Source organism: Photorhabdus stackebrandtii, assembly GCF_011189495.1.
Taxonomy (GTDB): Bacteria; Pseudomonadota; Gammaproteobacteria; order Enterobacterales; family Enterobacteriaceae; genus Photorhabdus; species Photorhabdus khanii.
On record NZ_PUJV01000009.1, the window covers coordinates 143442 to 158529 of the forward strand.

Annotated in this window: 14 protein-coding genes; 2 read left to right on the top strand and 12 right to left on the bottom strand. The window is 45.8% G+C overall.

The window, feature by feature from the left end:
- The first annotated feature begins 26 nt into the window (after window positions 1–26).
- Window positions 27–224 carry a DNA gyrase inhibitor YacG gene (gene yacG / locus C5470_RS10265; protein ID WP_166288455.1) on the top strand — a complete coding sequence of 66 codons (198 nt, stop codon included), beginning with the start codon at window positions 27–29 and terminating at the stop codon, window positions 222–224.
- A 38-nt stretch (window positions 225–262) separates the two neighbouring features.
- Here yacG and mutT read toward each other — a convergent pair whose 3' ends face one another.
- The 3 genes from mutT to secM all read right to left on the bottom strand — a co-directional run bounded on the left by mutT (window position 263) and on the right by secM (window position 4082).
- Window positions 263–655, bottom strand: coding sequence for an 8-oxo-dGTP diphosphatase MutT (gene mutT / locus C5470_RS10270; RefSeq protein WP_166288458.1), 393 nt, complete (start codon window positions 653–655; stop codon window positions 263–265).
- Between the two features lie 117 nt (window positions 656–772).
- The gene (gene secA / locus C5470_RS10275; protein WP_166288461.1) at window positions 773–3484 is read right to left on the bottom strand and encodes a preprotein translocase subunit SecA; all 2712 of its coding nucleotides are present in this window, start codon (window positions 3482–3484) and stop codon (window positions 773–775) included.
- Between the two features lie 82 nt (window positions 3485–3566).
- Entirely contained in the window at window positions 3567–4082 is a 516-nt protein-coding gene (secM, locus tag C5470_RS10280; RefSeq protein ID WP_166288464.1) for a secA translation cis-regulator SecM, read from the bottom strand.
- A 32-nt stretch (window positions 4083–4114) separates the two neighbouring features.
- Here secM and C5470_RS10285 point away from each other — a divergent pair, with 32 nt between their 5' ends.
- A complete protein-coding gene (locus tag C5470_RS10285; protein WP_166288467.1) occupies window positions 4115–4639 on the top strand; it encodes a DUF721 domain-containing protein in 525 nt (174 codons plus the stop codon).
- Window positions 4640–4729: 90 nt separating this feature from the next.
- On the opposite strand, the gene lpxC is transcribed toward C5470_RS10285, so the two are convergent.
- The 9 genes from lpxC to murD form a co-directional block, all read right to left on the bottom strand.
- The gene (gene lpxC / locus C5470_RS10290) at window positions 4730–5647 is read right to left on the bottom strand and encodes a UDP-3-O-acyl-N-acetylglucosamine deacetylase (protein ID WP_166288579.1); all 918 of its coding nucleotides are present in this window, start codon (window positions 5645–5647) and stop codon (window positions 4730–4732) included.
- 98 nt (window positions 5648–5745) lie between these two features.
- On the bottom strand, window positions 5746–6906 hold the full coding sequence (gene ftsZ, locus C5470_RS10295) for a cell division protein FtsZ (RefSeq protein WP_166288470.1): 1161 nt from the start codon (window positions 6904–6906) through the stop codon (window positions 5746–5748).
- Window positions 6907–6970: 64 nt separating this feature from the next.
- Window positions 6971–8227 (bottom strand): cell division protein FtsA, encoded by a 1257-nt coding sequence (gene ftsA, locus C5470_RS10300; RefSeq protein WP_012777290.1) that lies wholly within the window; start codon window positions 8225–8227, stop codon window positions 6971–6973.
- 39 nt (window positions 8228–8266) lie between these two features.
- Complete coding sequence (gene ftsQ / locus C5470_RS10305; RefSeq protein ID WP_036842751.1) at window positions 8267–9073, bottom strand: cell division protein FtsQ; 807 nt, start codon at window positions 9071–9073, stop codon at window positions 8267–8269.
- 1 nt (window position 9074) lies between these two features.
- Entirely contained in the window at window positions 9075–9995 is a 921-nt protein-coding gene (locus C5470_RS10310) for a D-alanine--D-alanine ligase (protein WP_166288473.1), read from the bottom strand.
- Window positions 9988–11463, bottom strand: coding sequence for a UDP-N-acetylmuramate--L-alanine ligase (gene murC, locus C5470_RS10315; protein ID WP_166288582.1), 1476 nt, complete (start codon window positions 11461–11463; stop codon window positions 9988–9990). Before murC ends, C5470_RS10310 begins: the two co-directional genes overlap by 8 nt.
- 55 nt (window positions 11464–11518) lie before the next feature.
- A complete protein-coding gene (murG, locus tag C5470_RS10320) occupies window positions 11519–12586 on the bottom strand; it encodes an undecaprenyldiphospho-muramoylpentapeptide beta-N-acetylglucosaminyltransferase (protein ID WP_166288476.1) in 1068 nt (355 codons plus the stop codon).
- The gene (ftsW, locus tag C5470_RS10325; protein ID WP_036842745.1) at window positions 12583–13776 is read right to left on the bottom strand and encodes a cell division protein FtsW; all 1194 of its coding nucleotides are present in this window, start codon (window positions 13774–13776) and stop codon (window positions 12583–12585) included. Before ftsW ends, murG begins: the two co-directional genes overlap by 4 nt.
- Entirely contained in the window at window positions 13776–15086 is a 1311-nt protein-coding gene (murD, locus tag C5470_RS10330) for a UDP-N-acetylmuramoyl-L-alanine--D-glutamate ligase (RefSeq protein WP_166288479.1), read from the bottom strand. The genes ftsW and murD overlap by 1 nt, the downstream gene beginning before the upstream one ends.
- Window positions 15087–15088 lie beyond the last annotated feature (2 nt).

Here is a 15088-nt window from a genome sequence, read left to right on the forward strand (position 1 = left end):
ACAAGCGAGTTATCAGGAGAGCGATTATGTCTGAATTATTAACGATTGAATGCCCAACATGCGGTAAAAGTGTGGTTTGGGGAGAAATAAGTCCATACCGCCCATTTTGCAGTAAACGCTGCCAGTTAATTGATTTAGGCGAATGGGCAAATGAAGAGAAACGGATATCAAGCCAAAGTGAAAACTCCGATTGTGATGATTGGAGTGAACAACCGGAACAATAATAAATAGCCGCGTTAATCATAATGCGGCTATTTGCAATTTAAGTAGTCAGTAATGCAACAATGCTGCGATTAGCAGGTGGGAATTCGTCAGCAATTAAATCTTTCTGTAATACCCACCGGGAAAGTTGTCCTTCTTTGCCGAAAGGTTCGTTCTCCCATCCATCCACCAAGAAGAAATACAGGGTAATCAGTCTGTCAGGAAAATCATGTTCAACTGTTTTTACCAATTCATAATGAGTCGCGGTAATACCAACTTCTTCCTGTAACTCACGCACTAAAGCCTGTTCAGATGTTTCCTCTTTTTCAACTTTCCCGCCAGGAAATTCCCAAAAGCCGCCCATATGAGTATCTGCATGACGCTGAGTAATAAAAACTTCATGTCGTGAGTTTCTAATAATCCCAGCGGCTATATACAGGTGTTTCTTTTCCATATTACTATCATCTTCATTTATTTTTTTCGGTTACTAAGCAACCAAAAATCAAGGTTCACATCCAAAGTCACCCGCTTAAAACTAACAGTAAAAAGGCGGTTTCCCGCCTTTTCATCATTACTGCAAGCGCCCGTGGCAATGTTTGTACTTTTTACCAGACTCACAAGGACAAGGATCATTACGTCCCACTTTACGATCACCACTGACAATCTGAGCTTCTGTTTTAGACATCAATGCACCTTTTTCAACTTCGTGGCTTAATTGCTGTTGTCTTGCCAAACGTTCAGCTTCCGCACGACGTTGCTGCTCCAGAGCCTCTACCTCTTCCGGCAATCTCACCTGAACTTTGCTCAATGTGCTAATCACTTCATATTTCAGCGATTCCAGCATGTTTGCAAACATGGCGAAAGATTCACGTTTATATTCCTGTTTTGGATCTTTCTGAGCATAGCCACGCAGATGGATACCTTGACGCAGGTAATCCATTGCTGCCAGATGCTCTTTCCACAACATATCCAGCGTCTGCAACATGATACCTTTCTCGAAGTTACGCATCATTTCAGTACTGACAATCTCTTCTTTACGTTTATAGATTTCAACAGCCTGTTCAAGGATACGCTCACGTAAAGTTTCTTCGTGTAGATCAGGCTCTTTATCCAACCACTCTTTGATCGGTAGCTCCAAATCAAAATCAGCCATTAAACGCTGCTGCAAGCCTTCTACATCCCACATCTCTTCCAAAGATTGAGGCGGAATATAAGCATCAATAGTTGCTTTAAATACATCTTCACGAATACTGCTAATAGTTTCACTAACATCACTGACATCCAGCAAATCGTTACGTTGAGCATAAATAGCACGACGCTGATCGTTAGCAACATCATCGTATTCCAGCAATTGTTTGCGTATATCGAAGTTACGGCTTTCTACTTTACGTTGAGCATTGGCGATAGCTTTGGTTACCCACGGATGCTCAATCGCCTCACCGGGTTTCATACCCAGTTTACGCATCATGCCAGTGACACGATCAGATGCAAAAATACGCATCAGTGAATCTTCCATTGACAAATAGAAACGAGATGAGCCGGCATCTCCCTGACGACCAGAACGCCCACGTAACTGATTATCGATACGACGGGACTCGTGACGCTCGGTACCAATGATGTGCAAACCACCCGCAGCCAGAACGATATCATGGCGCTCCTGCCATGCAGCTTTGATCTCTTCAATCTGAACTTCTGTTGGTTCCGTCAATTTAGCAATTTCTGCCTGCCAACTACCACCCAGCACAATATCTGTACCACGACCAGCCATGTTAGTCGCAATAGTTACTGCACTCGCCTGACCCGCCTGAGCAATGATATCCGCTTCCATTGCGTGGAATTTAGCGTTAAGCACGTTGTGCTCAATACCGGCTTTAGTCAGCTCACGGGAAACCAGTTCAGATTTTTCAATAGAAATCGTTCCCACCAATACTGGCTGCCCCTTACTGGTACGTTCGCGGATATCTTCAATGATAGCTTCAATTTTTTCTGCTTCAGTCATATAAACCAGATCCGGCAAATCACTGCGGATCATTGGGCGGTTTGTCGGCACCACAATGGTATCGAGCTTATAAATAGAGCTGAACTCAAATGCTTCTGTATCGGCGGTACCGGTCATACCGGCCAATTTTTCGTACAGACGGAAGTAGTTTTGGAAAGTAATCGAAGCCAATGTTTGGTTTTCATTCTGAATTTCTACACTTTCCTTAGCTTCGACAGCCTGATGTAACCCATCAGACCAGCGACGCCCCTGCATAGTACGGCCAGTATGTTCATCGACAATAATGACTTCACCCTCTTTCACGATGTAGTCAACATCACGGGTAAACAGAGCATGGGCACGCAGAGCAGCAGTAACATGGTGCATCAACATAATATTAGTTGGCGAATACAGAGATTCACCTTCTGCCATCAATTTGGCTTCCATCAACAATTGCTCAACCAGAACCAAGCCGCGTTCCGTCAAGTTAACCTGACGGGATTTCTCATCAACAGAAAAGTGGCCTTCTCCCTGGAAAGTCTCTGAATCTTCTTTTTCCTGACGAATCAGTTTGGGGATCAGCTTATTGACCTTGATATAAAGTTCAGAACTGTCTTCAGCCGGGCCGGAAATAATCAATGGAGTACGCGCTTCGTCAATCAGAATGGAGTCAACTTCATCCACCAGCGCATAATGTAATTTACGTTGAACACGTTCTTCCGGGCTAAATGCCATATTGTCACGAAGATAGTCAAAGCCATATTCGTTGTTTGTGCCGTAGGTAATATCCGCTGCATATGCTTCGCGTTTAGCGGGTGCGGGCATACCTGGCAGGTTAATACCCACGCTCAATCCCAGAAATTCAAACAATGGACGGTTATTTTCAGCGTCACGCTGTGCCAGATAATCATTCACGGTGACTACGTGAACACCACGTCCAGTTAGTGCATTCAAATAAGCAGGCAAAGTCGCTGTGAGTGTTTTACCTTCACCAGTACGCATCTCAGCAATACAACGCTCATTCAGAACCATACCACCCAGTAATTGAACGTCAAAATGACGCATAGCAAATACACGTTTACTCGCTTCGCGTACTGTTGCAAATGCTTCAGGTAACAAATTCTCCAGCAATTCACCTTTTTCCAAACGAGTACGGAATTCGACTGTTTTACCCTTCAACTCTTCATCAGACAATTTTTCAAATTCGGGTTCCATGCGGTTGATGACATCAACAACTTTACGCATGCGACGCAGTGTACGATCATTACGACTACCAAAAACCTTAGTTAATAATTTAATCAGCATAGTTAGTTACATCTCAGATAAGGCTGCTATCTCGCAGCCAGCAAATAGTTATTTATTTCGAAATTTATAAAAAAACGAAGATTCAGAGGTAAGCAGCAGGGCCTGCACGAATACCTTGAGCTTTGGCAATCCAAAACACCAGGGTATGAGAAGATTGTGGTGTAACAGTCAGAAACTGTATATCTGAAACCGGCTCAGGTTCCCTAATTAACAATGCATTCAGCGTTTCCAGCACAAGCTGCTGAATACAGGAAGAGCTTAACCGGGTACTTTGTTTTGCTGTTTCATTACTCATAGGCTGGGAAACAGAAAAAGCAAAAGAAAGCTGCCGGATAACATTGCGTACAGCATATTGTTGCCAGTAATTAACACCATTGGCAGGCTGACGTTGAACATTTTGCAATGAGAACAGGTTATCAAAAGCCGATAGAGCCTGATTTTGCCAACTCTGGCTGGGTGACGTATTAGTTTGCGGAATATTATCCGTAACACCCGAGAAAATGGAAGGAACGCCAATACTTGCCGCAACCACCCCTAATAACAGATGTGACCAGAAATAACCTCTGCCAAATTGTCGCCAAAGATTTAGAATACCCATTAATCCTTCATCATATCGGAGCTATTTTTATTATGCGCGATAGCCGCCCACAATCATTAGATGTTCTTTTTGAAGACGCTGCTGCCGTTGAGAAAAACCCGCTACATGTTGTCCAACAACGTGCCGTCGCTTTGTTAAAACTTAACCGTGCCGTTACCAGCCTGCTTCCCGCACAGCTACATCCGTGGTGCCGGGTCGCCAATTATCGCAAACAAATTCTGATACTGGAAGCAGGAAACGCCAGTTGGATGACCAGATTGCGTTACGAGCTGCCAACGTTACTCTCTGCGTTAAGGAGTGAAATTCTACCATCATTGTCTTCTATCGACATCAGGATTAACCCATCACTAATGATTAAGCATAACAATAGTGCGCAGAGCTTCGCAAAAACAATGAGTGACAATCACAAAACCTTACCGGTACGTCAGTTAAGCCAGGAAAGTGCTAAGGAACTCATTATATTAGCGAATCGTAGTCCAAGAAAGCTGAAGGAAAGGTTAGAACGATTAGCTGCACTGGCCGGAGAGAGTGCCAGCACAGCTAAGAAGAAATACTAACGCTGAGTAAAGAACATCAGCGAGAACCAAATCACTGATAGCATAACCCACTGAGATGCATCATTGAGTTATCCTCTGGCACACTAAGCGTTATGCCATTACAGTTGATGGAGCACGAAAAGCCAGCGGCATTTCAGCTTCATCTTCAAAAGTGATCAGTTCCCATGCACTTTCTTGAGCCAGAACTGCCTGGAGCAGTTTATTGTTCAGTGCGTGACCAGATTTGAACGCAGTAAATGCGCCAATGATATTGTAGCCACACATAAACAGATCACCAATTGCATCCAGCATCTTATGGCGGACAAATTCGTCTTCAAAACGCAGGCCATCTTCATTGAGCACGCGATAGTCATCAACAACAATTGCACAATCAAAGCTGCCGCCTAAACATAAGCCTTTAGATTGTAAGTACTCAATATCACGCATAAAACCGAAAGTACGCGCACGACTGATTTGGCGAACAAACGCTTCTGCCGAAAAATCCAGACAGTAACGTTGAGAACTTGAATCAATCGCAGGGTGATTAAAGTCAATAGTGAAATCCAGACTGAAACCATTATAAGGTGTCATCTCTGCCCACTTATCGCTCTCTTGCACACGCACAGCTTCTTTAATACGCAGGAATTTTTTAGATGTGTTCAGCTCTTCAATACCCGCATCTAACAGCAGGAAAACAAACGGGCTGGCACTGCCATCCATAATAGGAATTTCTGGCGCGTCAACTTCGATAATAATATTATCAATACCCAGCCCTGCAAGCGCTGCATTCAGGTGCTCGACCGTTGAGATTCGCACGTCATGCTCATTTACCAAACAAGTACAGAGCATAGTATCACGCACGGATTTTGCATCTGCCGGAAAATCAACCGGTGGATTCAAGTCAGTGCGGCGATAGATGACCCCGGTGTTAGCCGGTGCTGGGCGCATTGTCAGCGTGACTTTCTTACCGGTGTGCAAACCGACACCAGTCGCCTGAACAATACGTTTAAGTGTCCTTTGTTTGATCATCATTTTATCTCGCAATGTTATCCATCCTGCCAACCACTATACACTATGGCTGGCGGGGAAGTTTAGCACAAAAAGCGGAGAATCCAATTTTTTAGCTATTAATCGGCCTGTTTACGCAAAAATGCAGGAATATCCAAATAATCAGGTTCCTTGCTAGTTTGTGCGCTTTGGTCATTCACCACTTTTGCAGCGGGTTTATTTTCTTCTGACAACGAAGACATACCGCCAGACATTTGCTGATGACGGTGTTCCATTACGCTTGACTGAGATACTTTATTGGTAACCAGCGTAATTTCAGGGCGCTTATCCATACCAATACCCGTAGCAACCACAGTTACACGCAACTCATCATTCATATCTGGATCCAGAGAAGTACCGATAACAACGGTTGCATTATCCGATGCAAATGCCCGAATAGTGTTACCCACAGTTTCGAACTCATCCAAACGCAGATCAAAGCCAGCGGTAATGTTAACCAGAACACCACGAGCACCTGACAAGTCGATATCTTCCAGAAGCGGGCTGGAAATCGCCATTTCAGCAGCTTCTTCTGCACGGTCTTCACCCTGTGCAATACCCGAACCCATCATCGCGTAGCCCATTTCAGACATCACAGTACGCACGTCAGCAAAGTCAACGTTCATCAGACCTGGACGTGTGATCAGTTCAGCGATACCCTGAACCGCCCCTTTCAAGACGTCATTCGCCGCCCCGAAAGCATCCAATAATGAAATACCGCGACCAAGAACTTTCAGCAGTTTGTCATTAGGAATGGTAATCAATGAATCCACATGTTTGGATAGTTCAGTGATCCCTTGTTCAGCAAAGGCCATACGTTTCTTACCTTCAAAATTGAAAGGTTTGGTAACGACGGCAACCGTCAAAATGCCAAGTTCTTTTGCAATTTCAGCTACCACAGGTGCTGCACCGGTGCCAGTACCACCGCCCATACCCGCAGCGATAAATACCATATCCGCGCCATCAAGAGCAGTGCGCAATGCATCACGATCTTCTTGCGCAGCAGTACGGCCAACTTCCGGGTTTGCACCAGCCCCCAGACCTTTAGTAATACCATTACCAATCTGGATAGTCTGGCCGACAGCAGTTTTACGCAATGCCTGAGCATCCGTATTTACTGCAAAGAATTCAACACCTTCGATGCGCTCGCGCACCATGTGCTCAACAGCGTTACCGCCGCCCCCGCCGACGCCGATGACCTTAATCACCGCGTCATTGGTTAATTCTATTGGTTCAAACATAGTTTCTCTCCGCTTTGTGCCTTTATATCGAGACCAAAAAAACAGATGCAGTCTCTGTATAAAATTAAAACTCTTTTTTCAGCCAGCTACTGACTTTTTTAAACCAGCGACTCACTGAAGCATGTTTTTCAATATCCGCATCACCATTAAGGTGAGAGGCTTTTCCGTAATGCAGCAACCCTACTGCTGTTGAATAATAGGGTTCCTGCGCATAGTCCGTCAGACCAGTAATATTAAGAGGTTGACCAATACGCACCTGAGCGTGGAATACACGCTGGGCACATTCAGCCAAACCATCAATCTGAGCACCACCACCGGTCAGGACAATACCCGCAGCCAGATGGTGTTTAACACCCTGCTGGCGTAACTGTTCCTGCAATCGCAGGATTTCATCATTCACTAAATTCAGTAATTCGATGTAACGCGGCTCAATGACCTCAGCCAGTGTCTGGCGCTGTAAGCTACGTGGTGGGCGCCCACCAACACTTGGTACCTCCACACTTTCATCTTTGCTAACCAACGAACCTAGCGCACAACCGTGGCGTACTTTTATCGTTTCTGCATCACTTGGTGGAGTACCAAAGGCATAAGCAATATCGCTGGTGACGACGTTACCTGCATAAGGGATGACTTTGGTATGACGCAGTGCTCCGCCGGTATACACTGCAATATCCATCGTCCCGCCGCCAATATCTACCACACAAACACCCAGTTCACGCTCGTCTTCAGTCAACACAGCATAGCTGGCAGCCAGCCCGGAAAAAATAAGCTGGTCGACTTTTAAACCACAGCGTTCAACGGCTTTTGCAATATTTTTCGCCATATCATTATGGCAGGTAATCAAGTGAACTTTCGCCTGCATACGCACGCCGGAAAGTCCCACCGGATTTTTAATGCCTTCCTGATAATCGATCGCATATTCTTGAGGAATAACATGCAGAATCCGGTATTCATCACGTACACGAACGGATTTGGCAGTGTGAACAACATTGTCTACATCTTCCTGGGTGACTTCCTCTTCAGAAATAGGAACCATCCCGATTTCATTCTGACAACTGATATGTTTTCCAGATAACGCCAGATAAACAGAAGAAATTTGGCAATCCGCCATTAATTCAGCCTGATCGATAGCCCGCTGTACACATTTAACAACCGATTCCAGGTCGTTTACACCGCCTTTATCCATACCGCGGGATGGACAGCTTCCCACCCCGATAATATTAACCATACCATCGGGCAGAATTTCACCAACAAGGGCAGATACCTTTGCTGTGCCAATCTCAAGGCCAACTACTAATTTTCTGTCCGTCGATTTGATCATTGTTGTTCTGCCTGCCTCTATATTATTGCCAGTAACTGTTTATTGCCCATTGACCCGGGCATTAGGAGCATCAATTAGTAAAGGTGCCCAACCTACCGCCGCACCACTGTCATAACGCAAATCCACATAATCTACTCTTTTCTCTGTGTTCTGCTGTAGCAGCGGATAAAGCTCGATAAAACGTTTAATACGGCCTGTTGTATCCATTCTTCCCAACTTCAGCCGGATATCATTATCCAGTGTCAGTTGCCAAGAGCGACGTGCAGTCATTGCCGCCACTTTCAGTTTCAATTTATTGGCAGCAAGAAGTTTAGCCATAGCCCGATAGCCATCCAGTACCTCTTTCTCGCTGCCTTGTGGACCATAAAGCATCGGAAAACTACTTTTAGCTTCCCATTCAGCCGGTATACTGAATACCAGCCCTTCTGCATCCAGCATCTGTGAGTCATTCCAACGCGCATAAGGAACATATTCTACCAGATGAATTCTCAGTTCATCAGGCCACTGTTTACGAACAGTGACTTGTCTGATCCACGGCATCCGTTCAATATGTTGCTGAATAATATTCACATCCTGCGTCATGAAAGTTCCCGGTTGCCCTAATGACAAAATTGCCTGCCGGATAGCATCATTGGTAGTGTAGTGACGCTCACCCGTTACCACTAGTTTTGAAATAGGCAATCTATTAGCATCTTTCATCCAGTTCAGGACTGCCCAGCCCCCCCAAACAATGGTCCCAAGAACCATCAGGAAGAAAATAAGCCCTGCCAAATAAGAGCCATTACTGGGGCGGGAACTGTTATTTTCGTTATCCCGTTCCCTTACTTTCAGGGCCGCTTGAGACATATCAATCAGCCAACTCCAGAATCTTTGCCACCAACTGTGAAAAACTTAACCCGGCCTGACGTGCCGCCATCGGCACCAGACTATGACTGGTCATCCCTGGGGAAGTATTCACTTCCAGCAGATAGAAACCACCATCAGTATCCATCATGATATCCACCCGGCCCCAGCCGCTGCATCCAACTGACTTATAAGCTTTAAGTGCCAGTTCTGTCAGTTGTTGCTCTTTTTCATCACTTAAGCCACTTGGACAAAAATACTTTGTTTCCTCAGACAGATATTTTGCATCATAGTCATAAAAAACAGCAGCGGGCTGAATACGAATAGAAGGTAAAGCCATATCACCGAGGATAGCTACCGTGTATTCCGGGCCGTACAACCATTTTTCTACCAGCAAGTCAGTGTCATAATGAAATGCCGTTTCCAGCGCACCACGCAACTCTGAAATCTCGTTCACCTTAGTCATTCCAACACTGGAACCCTCCAGGCTTGGCTTAATAATTAATGGCAAACCTAAATCGGCTATATACTCTTTGAGTTGCAAATCAGTAAATTGTTCAAATTGCTTAGAATTAATTGGAACATAAGGTGAAACAGTTAGCCCGATCCCCTGCCATAACTGTTTTGTCCGCAATTTATCCATCGATAATGCAGAAGCCATCACGCCACTACCAGTATAAGGCAACTGCAAAAACTCTAAGACACCTTGCAAAGTACCGTCTTCCCCACCACGCCCATGAAGCGCGATAAAAACTTTCTCAAACCCCGCCTCTTTCAGCTGAGTGACAGGAAAATCTTTTGTATCAACCGGATGTGCATTAATACCTGCTTCTTTCAATCCAGCCAGCACGGCTTGTCCCGATAACAGTGAAACTTCACGTTCAGCGGAAGTTCCTCCCAGCAGTACCGCGACTTTCTCAGCCATTGTGTTTTTCCTCATTCAAAGATGGCTGTAATTTTGTTTCAGCCAGATTACGTGCTATTTTGCCTATATTCCCGGCACCTTGAACCAGAACTAAATCATTACCGTCCAGTACCTGAGCCAACACAGCAGCTACCTTTTCCGGATCAGATACCAGAATGGGATCCAACTTACCGCGGCTACGGATTGTACGGCACAACGAGCGGCTATCCGCCCCTGGAATAACGGCTTCACCAGCAGAGTAAACATCCAGCATCAGTAATACATCGACCTGATTCAATACATTGGCAAAGTCATCGTAAAGATCACGGGTCCGGGTATAACGATGAGGCTGAAATACCATCACGATACGTTTATCCGGCCAACCAGCACGGGCTGCTTTAACAGTTGCATCCACTTCCGTTGGATGATGACCATAATCATCAACCAGCATTGCACTGCCCTCTTTGCCGTTAACATGTTTCAGAGAAAAACTCCCCAGAAAATCAAAACGACGCCCGGTACCCTGAAAACCTGCCAACGCAGCCAGAATATGGTTGCCAGAAATGCCTTCCTCAGTCGCAACAGCAACTGCTGCTGCTGCATTCAGCGCATTATGGCGACCCGGTGCATTCAATACGACCTTTAGATCAGCCATATCTTGACGACTGACAGTAAAATATCCCTGAGCCCCTTTTTGCTCATAATGAGTGATACGTACGTCTGCTTCCTCACTAAAGCCATAAGTCGTGATATAGCGTCCCACACGGGGGATTAACTCTTTGACAACCGGATCATCAATACACATCACCGCACGCCCGTAAAAAGGTAAATTGTGCAAGAAATTGATAAACGTCTGTTTCAGGTTTTCGAAGTCACCATGATAAGTATCCATATGATCCGCTTCGATATTTGTAATTACCGCTACCATTGGCTGTAAATGCAGGAAAGAAGCATCACTTTCATCAGCTTCCGCAATTAAATAGCGGCTGCTGCCAAGACGAGCATGTGTTCCTGCGGCTTTAACTAAACCACCATTAACAAAAGTGGGATCTAAGCCAGCCTGTGCATAGATGCTGGAAACCATCGCTGTTGTTGTTGTTTTGCCATGAGTACCGGCAATAGCAATACCATGACGGTAGCGCATCAGTTCTGCCAGCATCTCTGCTCTGCGAATGACCGGAATTCGAGCTTCACGCGCAGCGATAATTTCCGGGTTATCCGCCAGTATTGCGGTTGAAGCCACAACAACACTGGCATCCAGTACATTTTCAGGACGATGGTTAAAGTAAATCTGAGCACCCAGTTTAGTGAGTTGCCGAGTGACTGGATTTGGCACCAAATCAGATCCACTAATCTGATAACCTTCATTAGCCAACACTTCGGCGATCCCTCCCATGCCAGCACCACCAATGCCGACAAAGTGGATGTGCCTGACTTTTCTCATCTCAGGCACGAAAGCTCTTAATTTCGCCAATTGTTGTGTATTCACGTTTTTTTCTTCACTATATGGGTTTACTTCACCGTCCTGTTTAAGACGATCTGAATCATTTTTTCGCGGCATTGATTAATACCGCCGATACTCGCTCAGTTGCATCAATAATTGCTGCTGAACGGGCTTTCTCTGCCATTTTCAACAATTGTGGACGTTGCCACTGAATTAATAATTCGATGACTGCATCAACCGTAAATTGTGGTTGCTCCAGTATTTTTGCCGCGCCAGCTCTTTCCAGTGGTAACGCATTCCAGTATTGCTGGCGATCTTTATGCTGAAATGGGACAAAAATCCCAGGTAATCCAGCCGCTGCCATTTCGCTGACTGTCAACGCGCCAGAACGGCAAATCACCAGATCAGCCCAAGCATAAGCTTGCGCCATATCGTCAATAAATTCAGTAACTTTATGTTTGCATTTAACTGAACTGTTATAGGCATTCCGAACACTTTCTTTAGCCCCTTTACCTGTCTGGTGCCAGACAGTAATTTTATCACCCATACGGGCAGCAATTTCAGGCATCGTCTGGTTTAGAATTCTCGCCCCTTGACTGCCACCAACAACCAAAATCCGAATTGGGCCTTCACGCCCTGTCAAACGTTGCTCAGGTGTAGGTAATGCCAGCACATCTTCGCGAACAGGGTTCCCAACAACAGGCGCTTTTGGAAATGCACCGGGAAATGCCTGTAAAACAGTTATCGCAATTTTCGCCAACCACCGGTTTGTCAGCCCGGCAATACCATTCTGCTCATGCAGGACAACCGGAACGCCACTCATCCACGCAGCAATGCCACCCGGACCAGAAACATATCCCCCCATTCCGAGCACAACATCTGGCTGATAACGACGTATAATCGCCTTTGCCTGACGAATTGCTTTGAAAATTCGTGCCGGCGCGACTAACAGTGCTTTGATCCCTTTACCACGCAGGCCAGAAATCTGAATAAATTCAATCTCAATGCCATGTTTTGGCACTAAATCAGCTTCCATGCGATCGGCTGTTCCCAACCAGCGAACTTCCCAGCCTTGGTCTTTTAAATGATGAGCCACAGCCAGACCCGGAAAGACATGCCCTCCGGTTCCACCTGCCATCACCATCAAACGTCGGGTTTTGCCACTCATCGTGGACTCCTTACAAACGCCTGTGCTTTTGCCAAGCGTGTTTCAAAATCAATTCTTAATAGCAATACGATAGCTGTCGACATAATCAGCAAACTTGAACCACCGTAACTAATCAGAGGTAAAGTCAGCCCTTTAGTCGGCAGCATACCCGCAGCTGCCCCAACATTAACCAGAGCCTGAAAGCTGAACCAGATACCAATCGAACAAGCCAGAAAACCGGAAAAACGCTGATCCATCTGCAATGCGCGACGACCTATAGTCATCGCGCGAAAAGCGACGAAGAATATCATTAACAACACCAAAACCACACCTACGTAACCTAATTCTTCTGCCAAAACAGAGAAAATAAAGTCAGTATGTGCTTCCGGCAGGTATGCCAGCTTCTGTACTGAATTTCCTAACCCCTGCCCTAAAAACTCCCCACGACCAAAAGCCATCAAAGATTGCGTTAACTGATAACCTTTGCCATACGGATCTTCCCAGGGATCCAGAAAGGAAGTTACACGGCGTATACGGTAAGGTTCAGCAATAATTAACAAAACTACCGCGAATACCCCTGAACCAATAATCGCCAGAAACTGCCATAGTTTTGCTCCCGCCAGAAATAACATGGCTAATGTTGTTACAAATAGCACTACCACCGTTCCCAGGTCAGGCTGAGCCAAAAGTAATACGGCCAACACGACCATCACGCCCATTGGCTTACAGAATCCCCAGAAGTTATTCCGTACTTCTTCTACTTTGCGCACCAAATAACTGGCGAGATAGCAAAACAAAGAAAGTTTCGATAATTCAGCAGGCTGAATTCTCAAAGGCCCAAGAGCAATCCAACGCGATGCACCGTTTACTGAGCTTCCTACCACCAGCACAACCAGCAGCAGAATAACGGAAATAAGCAGCATCAGGTTGCTATAGCGCTGCCAGAAATTCATCGGAATACGTAGTGTGATTAATGACAACCCGAAAGCCAGCAATAGGTAAATCGCATCACGTTTGGCAAACAGAAAAGGATCTTCTGCAAGACGCTGCCCAACCGGCATTGATGCCGAAGTCACCATGACAAAACCGATAATCCCCAATCCGAGTGTCAGCCAAACCAGTGTGCGATCGTACAACACCATATTGGTGACATCAGTTTCACGACCACCAATAACCCAGTCTTTTAATCTACTGAACCCCGGAATAGACATCAGCCCAACTCCTCTGCCAAACGGGCAAACTCATGACCGCGCTGTTCAAAATTACGGAACTGATCAAGGCTTGCACAAGCAGGAGATAACAGCACCATGTCGCCGGCAACCAATCGCGGTGCAATATCGCGTATCGCCTGTTCCATCGTTTCAGTCAATGTCGCCATTTCTGGACGGAGTTGTGTCAGTCGTTTCCCATCAAGGCCAAAGCAGTAAAGCCGAACTTTATTTCCACTAAGAAAAGGCTTGAGCGGTGAAAAGTCTGCTGACTTACCCTCCCCCCCCAACAACAAATAAAGAGTGCCATCCACCTTCAGACCATTAAGCGCCGCTTCCGTACTGCCAACATTCGTCGCCTTAGAATCGTTAATCCAGCGCACCCCATTCTTCAAATGGACAAGTTGGAAACGATGGTTAAGCCCCGGATAAACTTTCAATGCCGCCAAACTAGCTTTACGGGGAATCCCAACCGCATCGGCTAACGCCAGTGCAGCCAATCCATTGACGTAGTTATGCCGCCCTGTCAGTTTAATTTCATCTGTCGCCAGCAGTAATTGGTTGTGGATTTTCAAAAGTACACTTTCACTATCAAACTGGTAGTCACCACAATCGACACCAAAGCTGATACAACGGCTGTCCATACCCGTTTCAGGTAATGTCAGAGCATCCTGAGCATTCACAACGCATCTCTTCGCCTGATGATAAATTCTCAATTTAGCTGCCCGGTACTGAGATAAGCCCTGCGGATAACGGTCCATATGGTCTTCAGTCACATTAAGCACAGCAGCTGCCGCTGCTTTCAGGCTATATGTGGTTTCCAACTGGAAGCTAGAAAGTTCTAAAACATAAAGCTGACAGGATTTCTTCAATAATTCTAATGCGGGAAGGCCAATATTACCGCCAACACCCACCTGCCAATTAGCCACTTTCGCCATTTCACCAACCAGGCTGGTGACAGTACTTTTGCCATTAGAACCCGTAATTGCGACTATCGGTGCTGTTGCTTCACGGCAAAACAACTCGATATCACCAACAATTTCAATGCCTGCATTAGCCGCAGCCTGCAATTCGACTGTTGTCAGAGCAACCCCTGGACTTGCAACAATCAAGTCAGCATCCATTAACCAACCAACATTTAGGCTTCCACTATGACACTCAACATCATCAGGTAATTTATCTCTGCCAGGCGGTGTTGAACGGGTATCCATCACACGGGGGATCACACCTCGCGCCATAAAAAAGTCAACACAGGAGAGGCCGGTTAACCCCAACCCGATAATGACGACTTTTTTACCCAAATAATCTGCCATGA